At 68.6% G+C, this 25,376-nt stretch carries 22 protein-coding genes; 14 read left to right on the forward strand and 8 right to left on the reverse strand.

Annotated features, from left to right (window positions below; all coding sequences use genetic code 11):
* Positions 1 to 3: 3 nt before the first annotated feature.
* A complete protein-coding gene (locus D107_RS14275; protein ID WP_081619374.1) occupies positions 4 to 408 on the reverse strand; it encodes a hypothetical protein in 405 nt (134 codons plus the stop codon).
* A gap of 148 nt (positions 409 to 556) precedes the next feature.
* On the opposite strand from D107_RS14275, the gene D107_RS0108525 reads away from it, so the two are divergent.
* From D107_RS0108525 to D107_RS0108535, 3 genes are all read left to right on the forward strand, one after another.
* A complete protein-coding gene (locus D107_RS0108525) occupies positions 557 to 1,138 on the forward strand; it encodes a hypothetical protein (RefSeq protein ID WP_018881250.1) in 582 nt (193 codons plus the stop codon).
* The gene (locus D107_RS0108530) at positions 1,138 to 1,662 is read left to right on the forward strand and encodes a cytochrome c (RefSeq protein WP_018881251.1); all 525 of its coding nucleotides are present in this window, start codon (positions 1,138 to 1,140) and stop codon (positions 1,660 to 1,662) included. The genes D107_RS0108525 and D107_RS0108530 overlap by 1 nt, the downstream gene beginning before the upstream one ends.
* A gap of 283 nt (positions 1,663 to 1,945) precedes the next feature.
* The gene (locus tag D107_RS0108535; RefSeq protein ID WP_196799930.1) at positions 1,946 to 4,024 is read left to right on the forward strand and encodes a bifunctional diguanylate cyclase/phosphodiesterase; all 2,079 of its coding nucleotides are present in this window, start codon (positions 1,946 to 1,948) and stop codon (positions 4,022 to 4,024) included.
* A 46-nt stretch (positions 4,025 to 4,070) separates the two neighbouring features.
* Here the strand turns inward: D107_RS0108535 and D107_RS0108540 are convergent, their stop codons facing one another.
* Positions 4,071 to 6,830 (reverse strand): cation-transporting P-type ATPase, encoded by a 2,760-nt coding sequence (locus D107_RS0108540; protein ID WP_018881253.1) that lies wholly within the window; start codon positions 6,828 to 6,830, stop codon positions 4,071 to 4,073.
* 88 nt (positions 6,831 to 6,918) lie between these two features.
* On the reverse strand, positions 6,919 to 7,461 hold the full coding sequence (locus tag D107_RS0108545) for an outer membrane beta-barrel protein (RefSeq protein ID WP_018875589.1): 543 nt from the start codon (positions 7,459 to 7,461) through the stop codon (positions 6,919 to 6,921).
* Between the two features lie 294 nt (positions 7,462 to 7,755).
* Between D107_RS0108545 and D107_RS0108550 the strand changes: the two genes are divergently transcribed.
* Both D107_RS0108550 and D107_RS0108555 read left to right on the forward strand, forming a co-directional pair.
* Positions 7,756 to 8,070, forward strand: a complete 315-nt coding sequence (locus D107_RS0108550; protein ID WP_018867881.1) for a high-potential iron-sulfur protein — start codon at positions 7,756 to 7,758, stop codon at positions 8,068 to 8,070.
* A 235-nt stretch (positions 8,071 to 8,305) separates the two neighbouring features.
* Positions 8,306 to 11,527, forward strand: a complete 3,222-nt coding sequence (locus D107_RS0108555; RefSeq protein WP_018879800.1) for an EAL domain-containing protein — start codon at positions 8,306 to 8,308, stop codon at positions 11,525 to 11,527.
* 27 nt (positions 11,528 to 11,554) lie between these two features.
* Here D107_RS0108555 and D107_RS0108560 read toward each other — a convergent pair whose 3' ends face one another.
* Entirely contained in the window at positions 11,555 to 12,268 is a 714-nt protein-coding gene (locus D107_RS0108560; protein ID WP_018881254.1) for a hypothetical protein, read from the reverse strand.
* Between the two features lie 84 nt (positions 12,269 to 12,352).
* Between D107_RS0108560 and D107_RS0108565 the strand changes: the two genes are divergently transcribed.
* The 3 genes from D107_RS0108565 to D107_RS0108575 all read left to right on the forward strand — a co-directional run bounded on the left by D107_RS0108565 (position 12,353) and on the right by D107_RS0108575 (position 14,736).
* Positions 12,353 to 13,006 (forward strand): TetR/AcrR family transcriptional regulator, encoded by a 654-nt coding sequence (locus D107_RS0108565; protein ID WP_026280779.1) that lies wholly within the window; start codon positions 12,353 to 12,355, stop codon positions 13,004 to 13,006.
* Complete coding sequence (locus D107_RS0108570; RefSeq protein WP_018881256.1) at positions 12,996 to 13,556, forward strand: carboxymuconolactone decarboxylase family protein; 561 nt, start codon at positions 12,996 to 12,998, stop codon at positions 13,554 to 13,556. The genes D107_RS0108565 and D107_RS0108570 overlap by 11 nt, the downstream gene beginning before the upstream one ends.
* Positions 13,557 to 13,644: 88 nt before the next feature.
* Entirely contained in the window at positions 13,645 to 14,736 is a 1,092-nt protein-coding gene (locus D107_RS0108575; protein ID WP_018881257.1) for a DUF3524 domain-containing protein, read from the forward strand.
* Here the strand turns inward: D107_RS0108575 and mltF are convergent.
* Positions 14,723 to 16,189 carry a membrane-bound lytic murein transglycosylase MltF gene (gene mltF / locus D107_RS0108580; protein ID WP_018881258.1) on the reverse strand — a complete coding sequence of 489 codons (1,467 nt, stop codon included), beginning with the start codon at positions 16,187 to 16,189 and terminating at the stop codon, positions 14,723 to 14,725. The genes D107_RS0108575 and mltF overlap by 14 nt on opposite strands.
* A gap of 270 nt (positions 16,190 to 16,459) precedes the next feature.
* Between mltF and D107_RS0108585 the strand changes: the two genes are divergently transcribed.
* The 3 genes from D107_RS0108585 (at position 16,460) to D107_RS0108595 (ending at position 18,329) form a co-directional block, all read left to right on the forward strand.
* Positions 16,460 to 16,711, forward strand: a complete 252-nt coding sequence (locus D107_RS0108585; protein WP_018879795.1) for a GlsB/YeaQ/YmgE family stress response membrane protein — start codon at positions 16,460 to 16,462, stop codon at positions 16,709 to 16,711.
* A 3-nt stretch (positions 16,712 to 16,714) separates the two neighbouring features.
* On the forward strand, positions 16,715 to 16,903 hold the full coding sequence (locus D107_RS0108590; RefSeq protein ID WP_018881259.1) for a DUF3185 family protein: 189 nt from the start codon (positions 16,715 to 16,717) through the stop codon (positions 16,901 to 16,903).
* Positions 16,904 to 17,030: 127 nt separating this feature from the next.
* Positions 17,031 to 18,329, forward strand: coding sequence for an OmpP1/FadL family transporter (locus D107_RS0108595; RefSeq protein ID WP_018881260.1), 1,299 nt, complete (start codon positions 17,031 to 17,033; stop codon positions 18,327 to 18,329).
* A gap of 329 nt (positions 18,330 to 18,658) precedes the next feature.
* Here D107_RS0108595 and D107_RS0108600 read toward each other — a convergent pair whose 3' ends face one another.
* On the reverse strand, positions 18,659 to 19,615 hold the full coding sequence (locus D107_RS0108600) for a matrixin family metalloprotease (RefSeq protein ID WP_038035267.1): 957 nt from the start codon (positions 19,613 to 19,615) through the stop codon (positions 18,659 to 18,661).
* A gap of 147 nt (positions 19,616 to 19,762) precedes the next feature.
* Here D107_RS0108600 and D107_RS0108605 point away from each other — a divergent pair, with 147 nt between their 5' ends.
* Positions 19,763 to 20,188: a DUF3617 domain-containing protein gene (locus D107_RS0108605; protein ID WP_018881262.1), complete on the forward strand. Its 426-nt coding sequence runs from the start codon at positions 19,763 to 19,765 to the stop codon at positions 20,186 to 20,188.
* A gap of 346 nt (positions 20,189 to 20,534) precedes the next feature.
* Here the strand turns inward: D107_RS0108605 and D107_RS0108610 are convergent, their stop codons facing one another.
* Positions 20,535 to 21,134, reverse strand: coding sequence for a DUF938 domain-containing protein (locus tag D107_RS0108610; RefSeq protein ID WP_018881263.1), 600 nt, complete (start codon positions 21,132 to 21,134; stop codon positions 20,535 to 20,537).
* Between the two features lie 96 nt (positions 21,135 to 21,230).
* Between D107_RS0108610 and D107_RS0108615 the strand changes: the two genes are divergently transcribed.
* A complete protein-coding gene (locus D107_RS0108615; protein WP_018881264.1) occupies positions 21,231 to 22,076 on the forward strand; it encodes a bifunctional nuclease domain-containing protein in 846 nt (281 codons plus the stop codon).
* A 22-nt stretch (positions 22,077 to 22,098) separates the two neighbouring features.
* Here D107_RS0108615 and pgi read toward each other — a convergent pair whose 3' ends face one another.
* Positions 22,099 to 23,742: a glucose-6-phosphate isomerase gene (gene pgi, locus D107_RS0108620; protein ID WP_018881265.1), complete on the reverse strand. Its 1,644-nt coding sequence runs from the start codon at positions 23,740 to 23,742 to the stop codon at positions 22,099 to 22,101.
* Positions 23,743 to 23,871: 129 nt separating this feature from the next.
* Here pgi and glgA point away from each other — a divergent pair, with 129 nt between their 5' ends.
* The gene (gene glgA / locus D107_RS0108625; protein ID WP_018881266.1) at positions 23,872 to 25,359 is read left to right on the forward strand and encodes a glycogen synthase GlgA; all 1,488 of its coding nucleotides are present in this window, start codon (positions 23,872 to 23,874) and stop codon (positions 25,357 to 25,359) included.
* Positions 25,360 to 25,376: the final 17 nt, after the last annotated feature.

Consider the following 25,376-nt stretch of genomic DNA (forward strand, 5'->3'; position numbering starts at 1 on the left):
GCGTTACAGGCAGAGGCCGCTGTCGGCGAGGCCGCGGCGGCAGATGGCCCGGCGTTCCACCGTGCGCACCACCCAGCCGGCCTCCGCCTGCTCCAGCTCCAGGCGGAATTCGTAGGCCTCGACGGCATCATCACGCAGCCCGGTCAGGCGGACCTCCGCGCGTTCCGGGCGCGGCTGGTCGATCTCCAGCCCCGCGTAGTCGACGGCCAGGCCGGATTTCCAGCCACTGGCCGCGAACCACTCCATCACCGCGGAACCCGGCATCACCCTCGGCTCAAGCGATGGCACCGCCTGGGCCTCGAAGGCCGTCGGCGCGGGTTCCCATCCTTCGGGCAACCCCGAGGACGTGCCGTCATCGCCCGGATCCGGGGTCGACGTGGCGCAACCCGCCAGAAGCAGCGCCAGCACACCCCCTGCAACCTGCCTTCTCCAGTACATCACGTGGACTGCCTCGCAAATCATCCGCTCCCTGGAAACATACCGGAGCGCGAAACGTCCTACCATGAGAGATCAACATCATTGGTCAGCCGCCCCGCGGCACCCCGGAGGACCCGACATGAACCTGCTCGAACTGCGCCCCATCCTGCTCGCCGGGCTGTGCGGTCTGATGCTGGCCGCAAGCCCCCTGTATGCCGCCGATCACGATACCCACGCAGGGGACGAACCCACGGCCAGCGACGAATCGGATGCCGCCATGGAGGACGATGCCACCGCCAGCGAGATGGAGGAACTGCGCGAGTCCTGGGCCGAGACCCGCGAGGAACTCCAGGAGGAAGGCGAGGAGGCCGGCGAGGCCACCCGCTCCCGTACCCGCGAGACCCTGGACGCGATGGACCGCGAGCTGAGCCGCCTGGGCAACAACATCCGCGAGGGCTGGGACGACCTGAGCGACGCCACCCGCGAGCGCCGCGAACGCGCCTATGACGGCCTGGTCGAGGAACGGGACCGCCTGGCCGAATGGTCGGGCGAGATGCGCGAGCGCTCCTCCGGCGCCTGGGGCGGGGTGCGCGATGGCGCCCGCGACGCCTGGGGCGGCATCCGTGACGGCTCGCGCAAGGCCTGGGGCTCGGTACGCGACGCCTTCCGCGGGGACGACGCGCCGGCCGACGGTGCCGGCGAGCCGGACGTTCAGGACTGATGCCGGGCCCGCGTACCCACCGCGCCGGCTTCGCCGGCGCGGTACTGTTCCTGTCCGCTGCCACGCTGGCGGGCTGCGACGGATTCGGCGGGGCCTCCGGCACCCCTGAACACCTGGAACGCACCACCGACCCGGAGATCCTGCAGCGCGGGGAACGGCTTTATCAGGAGCACTGCATCGCCTGCCACGGAGCCCAGCGCGAGGGCGCCGAGAACTGGCGCCAGCGCAACCCGGACGGCACCTTGCCACCGCCCCCGCTGGATGGCAGCGCCCACACCTGGCACCACCCCTACTGGCAGCTGAAGGACATGATCCGTTATGGCGCCGAGGCGCGCGGCGGCGCCATGCCCAGCTTCGAGGACACCCTGTCGGAGGAGGACGTCGAGGCGATCATCGCCTGGCTGCAGTCACACTGGCCGGACGAGATCTTCGAGGCCTGGAAACGCTACGACCGCAACCATCCCACCCAGGCGGACTGGGAGGAGGCCATGGGCGAACCCTGGGTCACCCACCCCGCCGACTGATGCGCCGCATGCGCCGGGGCCCTACAATGCGCACGGAATGGCACGGGACTCGGAGGCGTCTTCCGGATGAGACGCCTCCGCGTGTACCGGCTGGCAAGGGAAACACTGGTTAATGTCCACACTCGCGTTGGCACCCCAGATTTCCCGAGGCTAGGCGCGGTACGCAGCCGGGAGTGGTTCTACCGGCAAGGGACGCAGCGCACCATAACGGCCGGGAGTGGCCCATGCAGTACACCCAGACGCGCAGGCCTCGGACGCGCACAATTTGCCTCGCCCACGGGGGGTGCGCGTGAACCGACGCGCGCGCGACTTCGCGACGGATAGCGAACGGGATCGCCTGCAGACCCTGGTCGAGCAGGAACGCGCGGCTCGCCGCCGCGCCGAGACGCTGGCCGAGACCCGGCTGCAGGACGTTTACGCGAAGCAGCAGCAGATCGAGCTGCTCAACACCATTGCCTCCACCGCGAACCAGTCCGACTCCATCGCGCATGTACTGCGCGCGGCGCTGGCCGCGATCGGACGCTACCTGGACTGGCCGGTGGGGCATGCCTACCTGGCCCGACCGAACCAACACAGTGGCCACAGCCAGCTAGACCCCACCGGCATCTGGCATCTCGCCTCTGCTGAGCCCTTCACCGCCTTTCGCGACAGCACCGAGAACACGAGCTTCGGCCCCGGCGAGGGGCTGCCCGGCCGTGTGCTGGACCACGGCGAGCCCGCGTGGATCGAGGATCTCGCGGCGGACGACAACTTCCCGCGCGCGCCTCAGGCAACGGCCAGCGGCCTGCGCTCCGGCTTCGCCTTCCCGGTCATGGTCGGCCACGAGGTGGCCTGTGTCCTCGAATTTTTCGCCACCGAGCCCACCACCACCGATCCCGATCTGCTATGGCTGATGTGGCAGATCGGGGTCCAGCTGGGCCGCGTGATCGAGCGCAACCGGCACGAGGAGCGCCTGCTCCACAACGCTTCGCACGACCAGCTGACCGGGCTTCCCAACCGGCGCCTGTTCCACGACCGGCTGGCCCATGCCATCGCCCGCGCCACGCGCGAACCCTTCAACCTGTTCGCGGTGCTGTTCGTGGACATCGACCGCTTCAAGGTCGTCAACGACAGCCTGGGACACCCGGCCGGCGACGAACTGCTGGTGCGCGTCGGGCAGCGCCTGCTGAGCGCGCTGCGCCAGAACGACACCGTCTCGCGCCCCAAGGGCGACGAGGCCAACCGTCCGGACGACACCCTGGCACGCCTGGGCGGCGACGAATTCACCATCCTGCTGGAGGGCCTGAACGAACCGGTGGATGCCCTGCGCGTCGCCGAACGCCTGCAGGCCGTGCTGCACGAACCCTTCTCCATCGCCGGCCAGGATGTCTACGTCACCGTCAGCATCGGCATCGCCACCCGGCCCTACGGCCACAGCTGCCCGGCCCGCGAGACCGTCGCGCCGGACGACCCGGCCCGCCCGGCCACCCCGGACGACCTGATGCGCGAGGCCGACATGGCGATGTACCGCGCGAAGTCACTGGGCAAGGCGCGCTGCGAGTTCTGCGACCCGGGCATGCAGACCCAGGCCCTGCAAAGCCTGGCGCTGGAGACGGACCTGCGCCATGCGGTGGAACGCGGCGACTTCCGGGTCCACTTCCAGCCGATCATGTCGCTCGGCGAGGACCGCATCACCGGCTTCGAGGCCCTGGTACGCTGGGAGCGCAATGGCGAGCTGGTGCCGCCCGACCACTTCATTCCCATCGCCGAGGATACCGGGCAGGTCCACCTGATCGACATGCTGGTGTTCTACACCGCCTGCCGGCAACTGGTGCAGTGGAACCAGGACTTCCCGGGCGCCCCGCTGACCATCAGCACCAACCTCTCCGCCCGCCAGCTCACACGACCGGAACTGGTCGACGAGGTGCAGACCATCCTGGAGGGCACGGGCATCCCGGCCGCGCAAGTGCGCCTGGAGATCACCGAGACGGCGACCCTCGGCAACCTCGACGAACTGATCGAGACCCTGCACCGCCTGAAGGCGCTGGGCGTCAGCCTGGCGATGGACGACTTCGGCACCGGCTACTCGTCGCTCAGCTACCTGCACCGCCTGCCGCTGGACATCCTCAAGATCGACCGCAGCTTCGTGGCCGGGCTGGATCGCGACGAATACAGTCAGCGCCTGGTGCAGACCGTGATCCACATGGCCCGCAATCTCGGGCTCGAGGCCGTGGCCGAGGGCGTGGAAAGCCACACCCACGCCGCCACGCTGCGCGCCCTCGGCTGCTCGCTGGCGCAGGGCTATTACTACTCGCCCCCGGTGGACGCGACACAGGCAACCGCCCTGCTCGGCGGGAAACTGCCGGCCCGGCCCGCCCACTGAGCCGGGGCTCCGGGAAACGCGCTCTGCCCGACCCGCGCGCGTTCGGTCAGACGGCGCGCGGCAACACCCCGCGCCGGCGTGCCAGCACCTGGCGCACCACCAGCTTTTCCAGTTCCACGATCACGAACACCGCCAGGCCAAAGGCCAGGATGCGCGCCCAGTCGTCCGCGCCGATGGCGGTGGTCCCGAACAGGGTGTGCATTACGGGCACGTAGGTGAACGCCAGCTGCAGCAGCACCAGGACCCCGATGGCCAGCCACATCGCGCGCGAGCGGAACAGCTCGCCGCCCGGCAGCACCGGTTGATGGATCAGACGCAGATTCAGCAGGTAAAAGGCCTGCCCGGCCACCAGGGTATTGATCGCCACGGTACGCGCGACCTCGTCGGCCACCCCGGCCAGGGTCTCCATGTAGACGAAATGCCCGAAGGTCCCGGCCCACAGCAGCAACGCCACGAACGGGATGCGCCAGAGCAGGAACCCGGACAACAGGGGCGTGTCCGGCGCCCGTGGCGGGCGCTGCATAACACCCGGCTCGGCCTTCTCGAAGGCCAGCGCCATGGCCAGGGTCACCGAGGTCACCATGTTGACCCACAGCACCTGCACCGGGGTCAGCGGCAACGCCAGCCCCATCAGGATCGCCATCATGATGGTCAGCGACTGCCCGGCATTGGTCGGCAGCATATGCAGGATGGCCTTGCGGATGTTGTCGTAGACCGTCCGGCCCTCCTCCACCGCATGCGCGATGGAGGCGAAATTGTCGTCCGCCAGGACCATCTCGGAGGCCTCCTTGGCCGCCTCGGTCCCCTTGCCCCCCATGGCCACGCCAACATCCGCCCGCTTCAGCGCCGGGGCATCATTCACCCCGTCGCCGGTCATCGCCACGATACGCCCGCCCTGCTGCAGGGCACGCACCAGGCGCAGCTTGTGTTCCGGCGAGGTCCGCGCAAAGACGTCCGTACGCTCCGCGGCGCCGGCCAGCGCCGCCTCGTCCAGGGCATCCAGCTCGTGACCGGACCGCGCCTCGGCCTCGCGGCCCAGGCCCAGCTGCTCGCCGATCGCCCGGGCGGTCGCCAGGTGGTCGCCGGTGATCATCTTGACGTCGATCCCCGCCGCGCGGCACTCAGCCACCGCGCGGATCGCCTCGTCGCGTGGCGGGTCGATGATCCCCAGCAGGGCGAGCAGGGTAAAACCGCCAGCCTCGACATCATCGAAACGCAGCTCGCCGTGATCGGGTTCGGTGTCGCGCACGGCCACGGCCAGCAGGCGCTGACCGCGGGCCGCCACGGCCTCCATGGCGACGTGCCAGCGCTCGCCATCCAGCGCCTCGCGGGTCTCGCCATCTACCTGCTGCTCGCTGCAAAGCTCCAGCACGCGCTCGGGCGCCCCTTTCAGGAAGATGCGGGCGTGACCGTCGTGGTCGTGGTGCAGGGTCGCCATGTAGCGATGATCCGACTCGAACGGGATCACGTCGGTGCGCGGCAGGCGTTCGCCTTCCAGGCGCGGGTCCAGCCCGGCCTTTTGCGCCAGCGTAATCAGGGCGCCCTCGGTCGGGTCGCCCTCCATCACCCAGTCGCCATCCTTCTGGTAGAGCCGGGCGTCATTGCACAGCAGCCCCGCCCGCAGCACCTCGCGCAACAGCGGGTCCTCGTCCGGGTCCAGATCCCGTTCCTCCTCGGAGAACTGCCCCTGCGGCGCATAGCCCACGCCGCTGACGAGGATCTCCCGGGTGGCCGTGCGCAGCGTCTGCGCCGTCATCTCGTTACGGGTGAGCGTGCCGGTCTTGTCGGAACAGATGGCCGAGACCGACCCCAGGGTCTCGACCGCCGGCAGGCGCCGGATGATCGCATTGCGCCGCGCCATCTTCTGCACCCCAATGGCCAGCGCGATGGTCATGATGGCGGGCAGGCCCTCGGGGATGGTGGACACCGCCAGGCTCGCCGCCGCGAGGAACATCTCGTCCAGCGGATAGCTGCGCACCCAGTAACCGAAGGCGAAGGTCGCCGCCGCGATGACCACGATCACGGCCGCCAGCCAGTGACCGAACTGTTCCATCTGCCGGACCAGCGGCGTCTCCAGCCCCTCGACCTCGCCGAGCATGGTGGAGATGCGTCCGATCTCGGTATGCTCGCCGGTGGCCACGACAACGCCCGCACCGCGGCCAAAGGCCACCAGCGTCCCGGAGAAGGCCATGCCGCGCCGGTCCCCAAGGTCGACCTCCCGTTCCACCGTGGCGGTATCCTTCTCGACCGCCACCGACTCGCCGGTCAGGACCGCCTCTTCCAGGCGCAGGTTCTTGGTCTCGAACAGCCGCAGGTCGGCGGGCACCCGGTCACCGGCCTGCAGGTGCACGATATCGCCGGGCACCAGCTCCTCGGCCGGGATCTCGCGACGCTCGCCTGCGCGCGTTACCACCGCGCGCGGGGACAGCATGCGACGGATGGCATCCAGGGCCTTCTCCGCCTTGCCCTCCTGGACGAACCCGATCAGCGTATTGATCAGGACCACGGCCAGGATCACGCCGGTATCCACCCAGTGCCCGAGCAGCGCCGTCCCCAGCGCCGCGACCAGCAGGATGTAGATCAGTACGTTGTGGAAATGGCGCAGGAAGCGCCGGACTACGCCCGCCCGCTCCGGCGGACGCAACTGATTGGGGCCAAAGTGCGCCAGACGTTCCTCGGCCACAACCGCCGACAGCCCCTCGCGGGCGGAGCCCCAGTGCTCCAGCGCATCATCCGCGGACCGGCTGTGCCAGGCGGGGGTCTCCCGGTTGTCACCCGGATCGGTAGGGTCGGGGGTATCGGTCATGGGCAACGCCCTGCTGTGTCAACGTCGCCCTATCGTCGCCCGGCGCCCGGGGGCCGGCAAGGCCCCGGACGCCGGGCAACCCGCCGGATCAGAACTGCATGCCCACCTTGCCCATCACGCGCATGTTGTCGGCATCGGCGCGACGGCCGTCGAAGCGGTCACTCTCGGTGAACTGGTAACGCGCCTCCAGCCCCAGAAACCACTGCCGGTCCAGCTGGTACTTCAGGCTGCCACCCAGCTGGGCCGCCCACAGGCCATTGCGGTCGTCATCCAGCTTGGCCCGCACGTAGCCGATGCCGGGACCAAAGCCCAGCGACAGCCGTTCGTTCGGCTCGAACATCCAGTGGCTGTTCACCTCGGCGCTGGTCATCTTGAGCGGGTCGTCGCTGTAACGGCTCACGCTCAGATGATGGCGCAGCACGCCGGTGGCCGGCTGGAACAACTGACAGTTGGCGCCGATCTCGACCCCGTAGGCACCATCGCTGCTGGCATCCGACAGGTCCGGCGAGACTACACCGCCCAGCAGTGCCACGCTGGGCTCCATGCCGCGATCCACCGCACTGGCCTGGGCCACCGGCATGGCCGCCAGCGCCCCCAGGGCGAACATCACCATCGTCTTACGGTACTGCATCGGGCACCTCCTGATTCGAATGAATAAGAAAACTCTAATGGTAGACCAGCCTGACGCGATCTTCATCACATCAGGCAGGACCCGGCGCTCGACATGGAATTTTTCCCGGCCCCGGTGCATCCCCTCTGCCGAACCACGATCGCCGGAAGGCTTCGGGGATCCCCGCAAAAATCGAGGGAACCCTCAAGGGCCCGAGGGCTCGAAGGGGTTGAGCCCGCACGTATCCAGCGTGCGTCGTTCGCTCCAACTGGCAACAAGAAGAACCATCCATTCAGAAAGCAAACGGAGGACCTCATGTCCGATCAACCGAATGCGAACCGTCGTAAGTTCCTGCGCCAGGCATCCGCTGCCGTGGCGGCCATCCCGGTCGTCAGCATGGTGGGCATCTCCTCGGCCAAGGCCGATACGAAAGCCGAAGACGGCCACGCCCACAACTACGTGAACGATGCGGCCGACGCCGACCACGCGGACTACTCCGAAGGCGAGAAGTGCAAGAACTGCGCCTTCTGGGGCGGAGGTGATGACCAGTGGGGTCAGTGCTTCCACGCCGACTTCCAGGGCGTTCAAGTGAACGCCGACGGCTGGTGCGACGAATACGTCGGAGCCTGATCCCGGCCCGCATATCCGGTCCGCGCCCGCGGGCCGGATACCCCCTCTCATGTCCCTCCCCGGCCATGGCTTGCATCCCCGCCACACAACCCCGCAAGCTAGACACCTGATTTCGTAGACCGGCTCCGGCGGGCTCCGCCCTGTGGCCGAAAGGAAACTGCGTGTCCGACCCATTGACCCGGCTGACCCGCATCCCCGCCGGTAAGGCACCCTCCAATGCGAGCGGCTGCCACTGATGGATCTCTCGCTCGCCGGATTCACCGTCCTGTACCTGGTCTATGGCCTGGCCTTCTTCTCCCTTGGCGTAGTCGCTTTCGTCCTGCCCCGCGGGGACGGATCCCTGCCGTTCGCCCGACATTTCTGGCTGCTGGGTCTGTTCGGCCTGATCCATGGCGCCTACGAATTCCTCCAGGCCGCGGGCTTGCACTATCCGGCGGCGCGCGACCCGTGGCTCAATGCCACCTGGCAACTGCTGTCCTACCTGCCGCTTCTGGAGTTCGGGCGCCGCGCCCTGCTCGCGAGTCCATCGCGCCTGCGCCTTGACGCCCTGTGGCTTTATCCGCTGATCGCCGTCGCGGTGCTCCTGCTCGTCGGTATGGCCGAGGACCCGGCGCGCGGGCTGGCCAATGGCGGGCGCTACCTGGTCGGCCTTCCGGGGGCCGTACTGTCCGGCCTGGCGTTCTTGCTTCTGCTGCGGGGGTCCCTCCAGCGCACCGCCGACGCCGACGATCATGCCAGCCAGTACCCGGCCCTGGCCGTCCTCGCCCTGGCCTTCCTCGGGTACGCCCTGATCACGCCGTTTCCGGGCACTGTCGACCCGGCTCTGCCCGAGTGGCTGCCGACCCATGCCGACTTCCTGGAGGCAAGCGGACTACCGGTGCAACTGCTGCGCATGTTCGCCGCCCTCCTCGCCGTCATCGGGATGATGACCCTGACCCGCTCGCTGGGCACCCAGCAGGGCGACGACTTGCTGCGGGTACTCGACACCATCGACGGCTTCGTCTATCGCTGCCGCAACAACCCGAACTGGGACGTGATCAACGCCGAGGGCGCCCTGGAGGAGCTCACCGGCTACTCGCGCGAAAGGTTCTTCGCCGAACGCCTCAGCTTCAACGATCTGGTGCACCCTGAAGACCGCGACCGGGTCTGGCGCGAGGTATCCGAGGGATTGCAGCGGACCGGCCAGTACCAGATCCAGTGGCGCCTGATCGGACGCAATGGCGGGGAGCGCTGGGTGTTCGAGCGCGGCGCCGGGATCTTCGACGATCGCGGGCGCCTTAAGTACTTGCAGGGGCATGTTATCGATGCCGACGAACTGGTCACCACCGGCGAGACCCTGCGGGCCCGGACCGACGAACTGGAATCCTTTCGCTCGACCCTGGACCTGACTCTGGACGCGGTCTTCCTGTTCGACGTCGAGACCCTGCGCTTTATCTATGTCAATCAGGGCGCGGTGGACCAGACCGGCATCCCGCGCGAGGAACTGCTCGAACTCCACCCCTATGACATCAAGCCGGACTACCCCGAGCCCCGCTTTCGTCAGCTGATCGAGCCGCTGCGCCGCGGCGAGCGTGACCAGTTCCGCTTCGAGACCAGCCATCGCCATCGCGACGGCTTCGAGGTACCGGTCGAGATCTCCCTGCAACTGGTCGCCCCGCGCGGCGAGACCGCACGCTACGTGGCGATCTCGCACGACATCACCCAGCGCAAGCGCAACGAGGAGGCCCTGCTCCAGGCCCTGTCCGAACTGGAAGCCTCGCGCGACGAGCAAACGCGCCTGCTGGAACTGACCCGGCGGGAGCAGGGGCGCATGGCCGCGCTGCTCTCGGCGATGAGCATCGGCATCCTGTTCGAGGACCGCGAGGGCCGGGTGGAATACGTAAACCCGGCCTTCCGGCGCATGTGGGCCATCGGCAGCGAGGTGGAACTGGTGGGTCGTCCCTCGCGCGAGGTACTGGAACATTCCACCCACCGCTTCGCGCGGCCGGATCACGCCTCGCGCCACGTGCTGCACGTGCTGGATACCCACGAGATCAGCGAACGCTTCGAGGTCGACCTGTACGACGGGCGCATCCTCACCCAGGTCTCCTACCCCGTCCACGACACCGACGAGCGTTCCATCGGTCGACTGTGGCTGTACGAGGACGTGACCCACGAGCGCCAGACCGCCCAGCAACTGGTCTACCTCGCAGAACACGACGCGCTGACCGGCCTGTACAACCGCCATCACTTCCAGAAACGCCTGGAACACGTGATCCACAGCGAGCGGCGGCGCAACGGGCGCTTCGCCCTGCTGTACTTCGATCTCGACGAGTTCAAGACCATCAACGACACCTTCGGCCACCGGGCCGGGGATACCGTGCTGGTGCGCGCCGCCGGCGAGATCGCCGCGCTGGTGCGCAGTCAGGATATCTTTGCCCGCCTGGGCGGCGACGAGTTCGCGATCCTGGTGGATCGCGAGTCGGAGCAGGAGCCGATCGAACTGGCCGAACGCGTGGGCCGCGCGATCTCGGCGATCCCGTTCCGCTTCCGCGGCCAGAACTACCGGCTCACCGCCAGCATCGGCATCGCCCACTTTCCGGAGCATGGCGACAACGTCGAGGACCTGGTGGCCCACGCCGACACCGCGATGTACCAGGCGAAGGACCTGGGCAAGAACACCTGGGCGGTATTCGACCGCAGCCGCAACACCGCCGAGCACATGCTGGAGCGGATGTCCTGGAGCCAGCGCATCGGCACCGCGCTGGAGCAGGGACACTTCGAGCTGCATTACCAGGGGATCTACGCGGTCGGCGATGGCCACCTGCACCACATGGAGGCCCTGGTGCGCATGCGCGACCCGGCGTCCCCGGAGGAAATCGCCATGCCCGGCCAGTTCATCCCGATAGCCGAGAAGACCGGGCAGATCCTCGACATCGATCGCTGGGTGATCCGCGAGAGCATCCGCCGACTGGCCGGGGACCCGGCCATCCCCGGGATCGCGATCAACATCTCCGGGCGCAGCTTCGACGAACCGGGACTGCCGCAATACATCGCCCAGCAGCTGGAACAGCAGGGGGTCGAACCGCGACGGCTGATCATCGAACTGACCGAGACCGCGGCGGTCTCCGAGATGCAGGATGCCCAGCGCTTCATCGAGGCGTTGCAGCACACCGGCTGCACCGTCTGTCTGGACGACTTCGGATCCGGGTTCTCCACCTTCGCCTACCTCAAGTACCTGGGCGTGCAGATCCTGAAGATCGACGGCATGTTCGTGCGCGACCTGCCCAACAACCGCGACAATCAGGCCTTCATCCGCGCGATGGTCGACGTCGCCCGGGGCCTCGACAAGCAGACCGTCGCCGAATGCGTGGAAGACGGCCCGACCCTGGAGATGCTGGCCGAACTGGGCGTGGACATGGCCCAGGGCTACCACCTGCACCGCCCGTCACCGGAGCTCCCCACCGCCCGTACATGAACACTCCGAAGGGGTGCGCTCGCCCCCTCAGTCATCCGTGATGGGCAGATACTCGTCGCGGCCCGCGGCCGGCTCCTCGAAGCGAAACCCCACCCCCGCAGGGGCGACCCGGAACACGCCCCGCGCGCGGACCCAGCCCTGATCCAGCACCGTGGCATCCACCCGTTCGAACAGCCGCTGCAGTGCGCGCGCGGTCGCGGCGCGGCGGGCGTAGTCCAGCCCGTGACGCCCCCAGGCCTCGCGCGCGCCCGCCGCGAGCCCCCAGCCCGTCGCCACGAACCCGGCAAGCCACAGCGCGCGCAGGACACCGTCACCCCACTGCGCGCGCAGTTGGGCCATGCCGGCGCGCGTGTCCGAGGCCGCCTCCACCGCCGTCACCAGGGACGCGGGCAGCAGTTCGCGCCAGTCGCCGCTTTCGAAGGCCCCCGGCAGCAGGTCCTCGTCGATGATCTGCACGAAGTCCGGCACCGGATCGGAGCCAGTACGTTCCGCCAGCTGAATCAGCGCCCCCGCCTCGTCGGTATAACCGGACAGGGCGAAACCGCACAGGTGATGGTCGACGATGTCATGCACGAACACCGAGGTCGGGATACGCTCGCCGGTATACGGGGTCGCCGCGATGACGTCCGCGCCACGCCCCGGCAGATCCAGCTTCCAGCCACGCACACCAAAGTCATCCTCCCAGATGTCCGCGTACTCCGCGGGAATGGATACGCCGGCGGCGTCAGTGGCTGCATGCATGTCGGGAATTCGGGACATCGGCTTGGGCCCTCCTGGACGATTGCTCCTTGCACTTTACCGACCGGTCAACTAGTGTGCAAAGGCATGACAGCGCCCCCAACCCCAACCCCGACCCACCGGGCCCGCGTCGACAGCCGCGACGCACTCTTGAGGGCTGCGCGCGAACTGATCGTCGGTCGCAGCTACAGCGCCGTCGGCATTGCCGAGATCTGTGCCCATGCCGGCGTGCGCAAGGGCAGCCTGTACCACTTCTTCCCCGGCAAGGAGGCGCTCACCCTGGCGATGCTGGACGCCCTCTACGCCGACTTCGAGCGCGAGGTGCTGATCCCGGGGCTCGCCGGCGCCAACGGCCTGCACGCCCGGATCGAGGCGTTCGTCCATGCGATCCACGCCTTCGAGACCCGCATGCAGGCGGAATCCGGCCAGCTGCCCGGCTGCCCCTTCGGCAACCTGGCCGTGGAGATGGGGACCCACAACGCGACCCTGCGCCGGGCGATTCGGGGGCACCTGGACGCCGTCACCGCCCATTTCCGTTCCGTATTGGACGAGGCCGTTCAGGACGGCGAACTACCCGGCGATACCAACACCGAGGCGCTGGCCGAACAGTGGCTGGCCCTGATGGAAGGGATCCTGGTGATGGCCAAGGCCGACCAGGACCCGGCGACGGTTCTGCGCCTGGGCCCGGCGCTGGTCACACTCCTGACCCACCCGCCCCCGGAGGTACCCCATGCGCGATGAACGCTTCCCCCTGCACGACGCCGCTAGCGCCCCGGAGGCGCAAGCCGTATTCGACCGAGCCGAACAAACCTTCGGCATGGTCCCCAACCTGATCTGCAAGATGGCCAGCGCGCCGGCCCTGGCCGAGGCCTACCTGGCGCTCCACGACCTGCTGCAGAAGACGTCGCTGAGCCCCACCGAACAGGGCGTCCTGCTGCTGACCGTCAGCCGCTACCACGAATGCGACTACTGCATGGCCGCGCACAGCATGACGGGTCGCATGACCGGCGTACCCGACGACATCATCGCCGCGCTGCGCGAGGACCGCGTGATCGGGGACCCCAAACTGGAGGCCCTGCGCCAGTTCACCCGCGCCATGCTCGAACAGCGCGGCTGGGTTGACGAGCCCACCCAGCAGGCCTTTCTGGACGCCGGGCACACTCCCGCGCAGATGCTGGAGGTCATCCTGGCGATCGGCCTGAAGACCCTGTCCAACTACACCAACCACATCGCCGGCACCCCGGTCGACACGCCCATGGCCAGCGAACGCTGGAGCGCAACCGCGCGTTGACCGCGCATGCCGTAGCCGATGATGCGATTGCGGCATGCACCGCGCAGCGGCAAGGTAGGGCCTCGCTCCCGACCGCCAGCCCGCCTGCATGCCGCCACGCTCGCGCATCCTCCTGCTCTCCGCCTACCGGGCCGACAGTCACGCCGCCTGGGTCGACTGGCTGACCACGACCTTCGGTCAATTCGACTGGGAGGTGCAGGAACTGCCCGGGCGGCACTTCCGCTGGCGCATCCGCGGCAACCCGGTCTCCTGGCTGGACCGGCTCGCGGGCGTGGAGGCCGATGCGGTCATCGCCACCTCAATGGTGGACCTGGCCACCTTGCGCGGCCTGCATCCGTCACTCGCCCGGCCACCCACGCTGTACTACGTGCACGAAAACCAGTTCGCCTACCCGGTCGGCCGCGACCAGGTGGATTCCGTGGAGCCCCAGATGGTGCAGATCTACGCGGCACTGGCGGCGGACCGCGTGGCCTTCAACTCCGCCTTCAACCGCGACTCGTTCCTGGATGGCATGGACGCCCTGCTCTCGCGGATGCCGGATCATGTCCCTGAAGGCCTGCGCACCCGGCTGCAGGCACGCAGCGAGGTCCTGCCCGTCCCGGTCGCGCCACCCGCCGCGGCGGACAACCCGCGCGATCCGCGCCTGATCCTGTGGAACCACCGCTGGGAGTACGACAAGGCGCCGGAGGTGTTCGTCGAGGCGCTGCTAAGGCTGCGGGAGGCCGGCGTGGACTTCCGGCTCGCCCTGCTGGGGGCGCGGCCCGCGCAGCCCCCCGAGGCCCTGCAGCGGCTGCGCGCCACCCTCGGTGACCGCATCGTGGCGGATGACAAGCTGCCGCGCCGGGAATACGAAGACCTGCTGGGCCGCGCGGGCATCGTCGTCAGCACCGCCCTGCACGAGTTCCAGGGACTCGCGGTACTGGAGGCCACGGCCGCCGGGGCGACGCCACTGGTCCCGGATGCCCTGGCCTACCGCGAGCAATATCCAGACACTTGCCGCTATCCCGCCGGCGATGGCGCGGCCCTGACCGAGCGCCTGCGACATTGGCTGCAACAGGGAACGCCGCCGGCACCGGACGTGCGCGCCTGGCTGCCGGCTCGGCTGGAACCGCGCTGGCAGCAGGCGCTGGATGCACTGGTCTCGGGCAACGCCCGCCGGCCCGGGATCAGTCGCGCCTGACCACGATCCGGTCGGACGGGAGCTCGTCCTCGGCCACGAAGACCGGGCGGATCACGTCGCGGTAGTTGCGAATGCGCTGCACGTAGTACACCGGCTGGTAGCCGCGAGCGTAGCCGAAGCGCAGGTTCTGGTAGTAGCGCTCCTCGGTCAGCAGCGGCAGGGTCTCGCGCATGTCGGCCCAGCGATCCGGATCACGCCCCAGCTCGCGCGCCAGCCGGCGCGCATCCAGCAGGTGCCCGCGGCCGATGTTGTAGGCCGCCAGCGCCAGGTAGGTGCGGTCGGGCTCGTCAATGTCGTCGGGCAGCAGTTCGTGCTGGCGCTGCAGGTAGCGCGCCCCGCCGTCGATGCTCTGCACCGGGTCCAGGCGATCCACCCCCAGGGACTCGGCCGTGCGCTGCGTCAGCATCATCAGACCGCGCACACCGGTGGGGCTGCGCGCCTCCGGATCCCAGTGCGACTCCTGGTAGGCCAGGGCCGCCAGCAGATCGGCCGGCAGATCGGTGCGTTCGGCCGCCTCCTCGAAATACGGCCGGTACTGCGGCAGGCGGTCCTCGATGCGCCGGTTGAGCGCCCGCAGGTCGACAAAATCGAACTGATCGATGTAGGCGTAGTAGCGCTCGTCCACGAGTTCGCGCAGTTCCCGGCCGCCATCACCTTGCATCCAGTCGCCCGCCAGTTCAGCCAGCGCCTCCTGGTCCGGCTGTACGTACCAGCCCAGGGTGCGCGGCTCGGACAGATCGAAGGCAATGTCGAGATGCGGGAAGGAGCGGCGGTTGTAGCGCACGATATGCGAGTCGGCCACGGTGCAGTCGATCTCCTGCCGGGCGACCTGCGCCATCAGCCGCTCGGTACCGATCTCGCGGACCTCGAACCCGGCCGCTTCCGGAAGCACTTGCTCCAGGGTCTCCACGTAGCTGCTGCCGGCCGAGACCACCAGATCCACCGAGCCCAGGTCGTCCGCCGATTCAGGCATGGCATCGAAGTCGCGATGGCAGACCACCTGCTCGGTGATCTCCATGTACTCCGGGCCGCGTCGGAAGCGCTCGTCCCGCGAGGCGAGATGGGTCAGCCCCGCCGCGGCCATATGCGCCTCGCCAGAGGCCAGCGTCTCGAGCACACCGGAGACCGATTCGGCCATGACCCACTCCACCTGCCAGCCATGCGCCTGGGCAAAGCCCTCGACCAGATCATGCTCCGTGCCCGCCGCTTCCAGATGCTGGTCAAAGTACCAGGTGGTGGGCGCATTGCGGGTCACTACGCGCAGCGTGCCGGTCTCCTCCACCGGCGCCAGCCGCTCGCCGGCGCTGGCATTCGAGACCATCGAGTCGGATTGCCCGTCCTCGGCGCCACAACCCGCGAGCAGCGCCAGCAGCGCGGCGGGCAGCAGCGCGCGGCCCTGTCCGCGGGATGACGGGCGCCAGCCCGCGGAGCAGCGATCATTCGGTTCATGCATTCCGGTTTCCTTCCCGTCGACAGGCCGCGCGGATTGGCTGACCCCGTCCATGACGGATCCATGAATGTCCGATACAGAGACTAGGGTTTTGCGGAATGGTTCTCAAAAATACCCATAACGAAGGGGTTGCCATCCATTGCGGAGGCCACCGCTGATGGGCGGCCCAGCCGCGTGCCCTGTACAGTCGAACCCTTCGCCACCGTGCTTTTCGGGGAACGCAGCGACCTCGGCACACTCCAACACTCCGTTACCCGCAAGGAGCGCGACATCATGGCCATCGAATCCCTTCTCCTCCTCCTGCTCATCGGCGGCATCGCTGGCTGGCTCGCCGGACTGCTGGTGCACGGCTCCGGGCAGGGCATCCTGCTCAATATCGTGGTCGGCGTGATCGGGGCCTTCCTCGGCGGCTGGCTGTTCACCCAGCTCGGGGTCCAGGCCGGCGGGCTGATCGGCAGCCTCGCCGCCGCCACCGTCGGCGCCGTACTTCTGCTGGGCCTGCTCCGGCTGATTCACAAGGCCTGACCGATGACCCAGATCCTTGGAATCATCCTGCTGGTCGGGGGCCTGATCGCCGCTATTGTGGGCCTGCAGGATGCCTTCGGCATGCGTGAGCGCGCAGCGCGCCTGATCCTCGGCCGCTTTACCCGGCGCACCCTCGCGCTGCTGATCGGCGGCGGCATGGCCGCGCTGGTGGGCCTGATCCTGGTGACCTGACAGAAAAACGTGATGCGGTTGGCATCATCTCCCCGGAATCGGTAGTGTCCGCTGCGGGGAGTCCGCGCCGCGTGCGCCAGACCGACCGCGGCCTCCCTCCAGAACAAAACAACCAGGGGGAGACCGCATGACCTTGAAGCCTTCGCGCCGTCTGGCGCTTGCCGCCACAGTCAGCACCGTCCTGTTCGCCGCGCCCACCACGCTGATGGCGGCCGGGTTCTACATCCAGGAACAGGGGGTCTCCGGTCTCGGACGCGCCTATGCCGGAGAGGCCGCCATCGCCTCCGATGCCAGCACCATCTACTTCAACCCGGCCGGCATGACCCGCCTGGAACGCAACGAGGTGCAGGCAGGCGTGTATCTGCTGGCCCCCGAGGCCAAGGTCAGGCGCAGCAGCTCCACCATCAATGGAGCCCCGTACGAGGGCCGCGACGGCAACAACCCCTACGACCCGACCCCGATCCCCAACCTGTACTGGGCAGAGCAGTACTCCGAACGCGTCTGGCTGGGCTTTGGCCTCAGCGCGCCCTTCGGCCTGAAGAACGAATACAACGATGACTTCTTCGCCCGCTACGACTCGCTGGAATCCGACCTGCAGGTGCTGAACCTGCAGCCCAGCATCGCCTTCGACCTGACCGACCGCATCTCCATCGGCGGCGGCCTCGACCTGCAGTACGCCGACGCGACCCTGCGCAGCGCCATCCCCGGCGGCTTCCCGCCCACGCCCGCCAGCGATGGCGAATTCAAGCTCGAGGGCGACAACTGGGATATCGGCTTCAACATCGGGATGCTGTTCGATCTGGGCGATGACACCCGCCTCGGCATCCATTACCGCGACGGCATAACCCACACCCTGAGCGGCACGGCGACCATCACCGAGCCCGCGGGCGGGCCTGTCTCCGTGCTGCCCGGGCAGGCCGACCTGAAGCTGCCTGATATCGCCTCCATCGGCATCCGCCACCGCTTCAATGACCGCTGGACCGGCCTGGCTCAGTACACCTGGTTCAACTGGTCGAACTTCGACGAGATCCGCATCCAGCTGCCGCAGGGCAACGAACAGGTGCTGGAACAGAACTACCGCAACAGCTACGCCCTGGCGGTCGGAGCCGAGTACGAAATGAACCCGCGCTGGACCCTGCGCGGCGGCATCCAGTATGACCAGACCCCGACCCAGACCGACGGCCGCAGCACACGCACTCCGGATGGCGACCGCACCTGGTTCTCCATCGGCGCCACCTTAACCAGCAGTGACCGCTTCACCTTCGACTTCGGCTACAGCTACATCCACATCGGCAGCGAGGACCTGGACGTCACCCGGGGCTTCGATTCCAGCGGGGATGGACAGGCGGATACCTTTGTGAACATGCAGGGCACCACCAAGGGCCACGTCCACGTGCTGTCGGCCGCCATGCGCTACCACTTCTAGGGAAACGCTGATTGAATCGCACGTCCGCGTTGGTGCCCCCTGTTTTCCGAGACAAGGCGCGTCGTGCAGCGGGTAGTGGTTCTACCCGCAAACGGCGCAACGCAGGATCGGGGAACAGGGGGCACCAACCCCGCAACTCATTGAAAGCAGGGGCTCGGCCGCTTTTGCGCGCGCACGGCGTTGCGGTTCCCTTGTGCAGAATGACTGCACGGCAGTTACCGCGCCTTGTTCGCACGCAAAAGCGACTTGAGCGCGGACGTGCGATTCAATCAGCGTCTCCCTAGTACCGCCACCGATACCGGGGCCGGGCATTCGCCCGACCCTGGCGCTCACCGCGCAAGCTCCACGTCGCAGGCCGCCGCCAGCGCGCGGCGGTCGGCCTCGCTCAGGTCGCGCCGTCCGGCATTGGCCTCCCCCAGCATCGCATGCATCACGGCCGCCGGGTCGTCCACGTGATCGATCCCCAGGGCATGACCCAGCTCGTGCGCCAGCGTCAGGCGCAACTCATCGGCGTCACTCGCCTTGAACACGGTGATCGAGCGCCGCGCCCCGTGCTGCTCGTACACCGCCATGTCGAAGGCCCCGGTCGTACCGATCTCGCGGTTGAGCTCCGCGACCCGATCGTTGAACCCATCGATCTCGCGCTCCAGTGCCCGGATGTCGCGGTTGAGCTCGTCACGGCGCTGTTCCAGCGTGCGCCGGCGCTGATCGAGGTCGTCACCGGCGCGGTCCAGCGCCCGGCGCTGCCGCTCCAGACGTTCGCGGTTCTCCGCGCTGTGCGCCATGCGACCGGCATTCCAGGCGGCCACCGCCTGCTCGTATTCACGCTGGCGCGCCTGGAAATCCTCGAGATGACGCTGATAGCCCGCGGCATCCGCCGCCAGCGCCGAGTGGCGATGATCCAGGCGCTCCTCGCGCTCGGCGATCCCCCGCTGGAGGCGGTCCAGTTCCGCGCGGGCACGGTCCCGGCTCTCGGCTCCTGCCTGGCGCTCGTCGAACACCAGCCGCACCGGCATACCCTCGTCGTCACGCTGGCGGAAGAGCACGTCCGGCGTCTGCCCGTCCCACATCCGGACGGCCGCATCCAGGGCCGTCTGCACCGCGTCGCGCTCCAGGCGGAAGCGCGGATCCACGCCCGCCAGGTGCAGGGTGACCGGCACCTCGCAGCGCGGCGCGGCCAGGTGCGCGTGCCCGCCGGACGAGCCCGGCAACGGCCCCTCCTGCCACAGCACACCCCCCAGCGCGAGCGCGCCGACACCCCCGACCAGCCACAACGGCAATGCCATCGCGTTCCCTCCGAGTGAATCCTTGTAGAACCACTGATCAATGTTTCCTTAAGGTGCCAGTGCGCGGTCGCGGAGACCAGCGTTTGCCCCGTCATGGCGGGGCAGGCACCATTGAACGATCGCCTTACCCCGTTTCAGGAGACTGTCATGCTGCGCATCCTTTTCGCCGCCCTGCCCCTCGTGGCCCTGCCGCTGGCCGCCCAGGCCGACACCCCGAACATCCAGCCGGGCCTGTGGGAGAACCAGAACACCATGATCATGGAAGGCATGGCCGGGATGCCGGACCAGACCGAGACCACGACCGAGTGCGTCACCCAGGAAGAGATCGATCGCGGCGAGAACATCATCGAGGCGCCGGAGGGCTGCACGCTGGACCAGATGGACATGACCGCCGACCGCATGGACTACACCATGAGCTGCACCGACCCGCAGGGCGGCCAGATGCAGATGGAGGGCAGCATGCGCTTCATGGGCGATCGCGCCGAGGGCGAAATGACCAGCGAGATGGATACCCCGATGGGCCCGATGAACGTGCGCATGGAAACGCGCGGCCAACGCATCGGCGACTGCTGACCCCCCTGTATTCACCACGAAGCACACGAAGACACGAAGAAGAGCCAGGTCAAGAGCCTGTCTACCACAGAGGTCACGGAGGACACAGAGAGATAAAGGGGACATCTAGGGCGGGCGGCTGACCCTGATCGCCGCTCGCCCTATTTCAGCTCAACGGGATGGCAGGCTGTTCCGGAGCAAGCGGGAAGCAGTTCCTGGTCCCGATCTGATCTCAACGGATCATTCCATTGCCCCTCCCCTTGAAGCCTTTCGGATTTCTCCGTGGTCTCTGTGCACTCCGTGGTCAATCCGACTTTGAATTTCTTCGTGCCTTCGTGTGCTTCGTGATAGCCACGCCCTGAAAGAGCTACGTCCTGCGCCAGAGGAGGATCTGGTTGTTGGCGGGGAGGTCAATGACCGCCTCGGGTGCGAGACCGGCGGCGGTGGCGAGCGCGTCCAGGTGGGCGCGGTCGCGCACGCCCATGCCCGGGTCCTGCGCCCGCAGCATCTGGTCGAAGCGCGCGTTGGATTCGGCGGTGTGGGCCCCGTCGTGGGCGAACGGGCCATACAGGGCGAACAACCCGTCCGGCGCCAGCACCCGTGCCACGCCGGCGAACAGCGCCTCGACCGCCGGCCAGTGCATGATGTGCACAGTGTTGGCGCTGTAGACGTATTCGAACGGCCCCTCCGGCCAGGGGTCCCGCAGCACGTCCAGTGGCCGTGCCGGCCGCAGGTTGGGCACGGCGGCATCGCGCCGCCAGGCCTCTACACCGGGCAGATTCTCGGCCACATCACTGGGATGCCAGTCCAGGTGGGGAAGCGCCGCGGCGAAGTGCACCGCGTGCTGCCCCGTTCCGGCGCCAATCTCCAGCACCCGACCGTGGGCGAGAAAGCGCTCGCGCAGCACCTCCAGGATCGGCGCGCGGTTCTGTTCCGCCGCCGGGGCATAGGGCTTGTCACTGGCCATCGTATCCATCCATCCGGAAAAGCAGGCCGGGTATTCTGGACGCCTCGCGAGCGCACTGCCATGATCGGGAGACACCTTTTCCCAGGCACCCTGCCGATGCCCCGCTCGCGATTATCCCTGCCCGTCGTACTCGTCCTGCTGCTGGCTCTGGCCGGCGATGCCCTGGCGCGAGAGATGGCCACTGATCCGGATCGCCTGCTGCCGGTCGAGCTGGCCACCGTCGGGGTGGACGCCAACTCCGGCGCCCCCATCGCATTGCTGCGCCACCCGGCCTCCGGCGAGGTGGTCCCCATCGTGATCGGCACCGATCAGGCCCGCGCGATCCTGCTCGCGATGCACGAGGTCCCGCTGTCGCGCCCGCAGACCCACGATCTGATGATCGACCTGCTGGAGCAACTGAACGCCCGCCTGGAGCGGGTGATCGTCGACGGCCTGGAAAACGGCACCTATCTCGGCTGGCTGGAGGTGCGTGTGGCCGGCGACGACGAGCCGCGGATGATCGACACCCGCCCCAGCGACGCGCTCGCCCTGGCCGTTCGCAGCGGGGCGGCGATCCACGTCGCCCCGGAGATCCTCGAGGCGGAGGTGCCCTTCGACTACACGCCGCCGGGCGAGGACGAGGTCGTCACCGCCCTGGGCATCACCGTAGTCGAGGCCCGCGACGACCTGCGCGAGGCCCTGCAACTGCCCGACGAACCCGGCGTTCTGGTCAGCCGCGCGACCGGGCGGGCCGCCACCGCGGGACTGAGCCACGGGGCCCTGATCCTGGAAGTGAACGGCCGCGTGCCCGCCACCCCGATGGACTTCCTCGAGGCGGTCTCGGCTACCGCCGATGGCGCGGAGGCCGAGATTCGCTTCTGGCTGGACGGCGACACCCGGACGATCACCCTGCCCACGGACGTCCCCGCTATCGAGGAGTCCGACGACGCCCTGACCGTCTGAGCCAAGCCGGAACGGACGTGGATCAGTCCCGCTGCGGTAACCGCGGGCGCAACCAGTCGAGCGTGGCGGTGGTCGCCGGGTCATGTGCGGCGGGTGTCGCCCCCGGCTCCAGATCCGCGAGGATCTGGCCGGCCAACTGCTTGCCCAGCTCCACCCCCCACTGGTCGAAGGCGTTGATGCCCCACAGCGTGGCCAGCACGTAGATCTTGTGCTCGAACAGCGCGATCAGCGCGCCCAGCGTGGCCGGGTCCAGGCGTTCCAGCAGGATCAGCGTGCTCGGCCGGTTGCCGGGGAAGCTCCGGTGCGGCGCCAGGGCGTCGATCACCTCCGGCGACTGTCCTGCCGCCGCCATCTCCGCGCGCACCGCGCCCTCGTCCTTGCCCGTCGCCAGCGCCTCCGCCTGCGCGACCAGGTTGGCCATCAACAACGGATGCTGCGCCGGCAGGTCGTGCTCGGGGCGCGCCACGCCGATGAACTCGGCCGGGATGAAGCGCGTGCCCTGATGCAGCAGCTGGAAGAAGGCATGCTGGCCGTCGGTCCCCACCGCGCCCCAGACCACCGCGCCGGTATCGTCCGTCACCACCTGGCCGTCCAGCCCCACGCGCTTGCCCAGGCTCTCCATCTCCGCCTGCTGCAGGTACGGGGGCAGCAGCGAGAGGCGTTCGTCGTAGGGCAGCACTGCGCGCGACTGCGCGCCCAGCAGATTCTGGTTCCACAGATCCACCAGCGCCATGCGCACCGCCGCGTTGCCGGCGATCGGCGCGCGCCGGACGTGCTCGTCCATAGCGTGCGCGCCGCCGAGGAAGGCACGAAAGCCATCCATGCCCAGCAGCAGTGCCACCGGCAGCCCGATGGTGGACCACACGGAGTAGCGCCCACCGACCCAGTCCCAGAAACCGAACATGTTGTCCGGGTCGATGCCGAATTCGGTCACCCGCTCGCGCGCGGTGGACACCGCCACGAAGTGGCGCGCCACGGCCGAGTCGTCCGGTGCATGGCGCAGCAGCCAGGCGCGGGCCGCGCGGGCGTTGGTCAGGGTCTCCTGGGTGCCGAAGGTCTTGGAGGCGACGATGAACAGCGTGGTCTCCGGATCGGCCTCGCGCAGCACGGCGGAGAGGGCCGCGCCGTCCACGTTGGAGACGAACTGGACCGCCAGCGGCGCGCCTTCGGCCGTCGCCCGCGCATGCGGCGCCAGCGCCCGGCAAACCATGCGCGGCCCGAGGTCGGAACCGCCGATGCCAATGTTCACCACCCGCTGGATCGGACGTCCACTGTAGCCCCGGTGGGTACCGTCGTGGACCTGTTGCACGAAGGCCTCGACCCGGTCCAGCTGGGCATGCACCTGGGGCACGACATCGTGGCCATCCACCTCGCAGCGCGCCTCGCGCGGCAGACGCAGGGCGGTATGCAGCGCCGCCCGGCCCTCGGTGGTGTTGACCCGTTCGCCGGCGAACAGCGCGCGCAGCGCCTCCGGCACCTCGCAGGCCGCGGCCCGCTCGAAGAGCGCATCCCAGGCCGGGGCGTCCAGGCGCTGACGCGTCCAGTCCAGGCGCATGCCGGCGATTTCCTGCACATCCCGCTGCACCCGGTCGGGATCGCGCGCGAACAGATCGCGCAAGGTCTCGCCCTCCAGCCGGCGGGCCTCGACCCGCAGGGCACTCTCCATCCCCGTATCCCGTCCTGTCGTCATTCCATGCCCCCGCTTGTCCTGTTCCCCAGAGTGCCGCCCGGTCCCCTGCGTTACAATCCATAGAAACCATCCGGCGCCGCCGGTTCCGTTCCCGGGGAACTCTTCATGCGCATCCTGTTCGCCAGCAGCGAGGCCTACAGCCTGGTCAAGACCGGCGGGCTCGCCGATGTAAGTGCCAGCCTGCCCGCCGCCCTGCGCCGCCGACGCCAGGATGTGCGCCTGGTCCTGCCCGGTTATCCCGAGGCCTGCCGCAACCTGGTGGATGCCACCCCGCGCCCGGGTCCGGACAACGCCCCGTGGCAGCTCCTCGAGGGCCGCCTGCCCGGCACTCGCGTGCCGGTCTACCTGATCGACTGGCCGGAGTACTTCCAGCGCGCCGGCAATCCGTACAGCGCCAGCAACGGCATGGACTGGCCGGACAACGCCCAGCGCTTCGCCGGTTTCGCCCGCGCCATCGTCGCCCTCGCGCGCGACGAGGCCGGGCTGGACTGGACCCCGGAGCTCATCCACCTGAACGACTGGCAGACCGGCCTGGTGCCGCTGCTGCTGGACCCGGAGCGCACCGGCATCGAGCGCCCGCGGACCGTATTCACCATTCACAACCTGGCCTACCAGGGCCTGTTCCCGGCCAGCACCCTGCAGGAGCTGAACCTGCCCGCGGACCTGTGGCACCCGGAGGCGCTGGAGTTTCACGACCAGCTGTCGTTCATGAAGGCGGCCCTGGTCTTTGCCGACGCCATTACCACGGTCTCGCCGACCTATGCCCGCGAGATCCAGGAGCCAGCCTCCGGCATGGGCCTGGACGGCGTGCTGCGCGCCCGCGCCGCGGACCTGCACGGCATCCTCAACGGGGTCGACTACCGCGACTGGGACCCGGCCCGCGACCGCCATATCGCCGCGCGCTACAGCGCCGACGACCTCGCCGGCAAGGCCGCCACCAAGGCCGCGCTACAGACCCGCCTGGGCCTGGAACCGGACCCGGACATCCCGCTGCTGGGCCACGTCGGCCGCATGGTCGAGCAGAAAGGGGTAGACCTGCTGCATGCCGCCTGCACCCCGCTGCTGGAGGCCGGGCGCATCCAGCTGGCCCTGGTCGGCTCCGGCCAGAAGGACCTGGAACACGCCACCGGCGCCCTGGCGCGCACCTATCCCGGCCGGGTCGGGGTGCACATCGGCTATGACGAGCCCCTGGCCCACCAGATCGAGGCCGGCGCCGACCTGTTCCTGATGCCCTCGCGCTTCGAGCCCTGCGGTCTCAACCAGCTCTACAGCCTGCGCTACGGCACCCCGCCGGTGGTCCACGCGACCGGGGGCCTGGCGGACACCGTGGTCGACGCCACACCCGATCATCTGGACGCCGGCACGGCCACGGGATTCAGCTTCTCGCCGGACAGCGTGGCCGCCCTCGGCGGCGCGCTGGAGCGCGCCCTGGGGCTGTACGCCGCCCGCGGCGACGGCCGCTGGGAACAACTGATGCGCACCGGCATGGCCCGCGACTTTGGCTGGAACGCGAGCGCCGACGCCTATCTCGCCCTGTACCGCGAACAGCTCCCGCGCCGCAGCCGGCGTGCGAAGGCCGCATCTGCGCTATAATCGCGTCCTTTTCGCGA

Origin of the sequence: Thioalkalivibrio sp. ALE30 (genome assembly GCF_000377465.1) — a bacterium.
Lineage (GTDB): Bacteria > Pseudomonadota > Gammaproteobacteria > Ectothiorhodospirales > Ectothiorhodospiraceae > Thioalkalivibrio.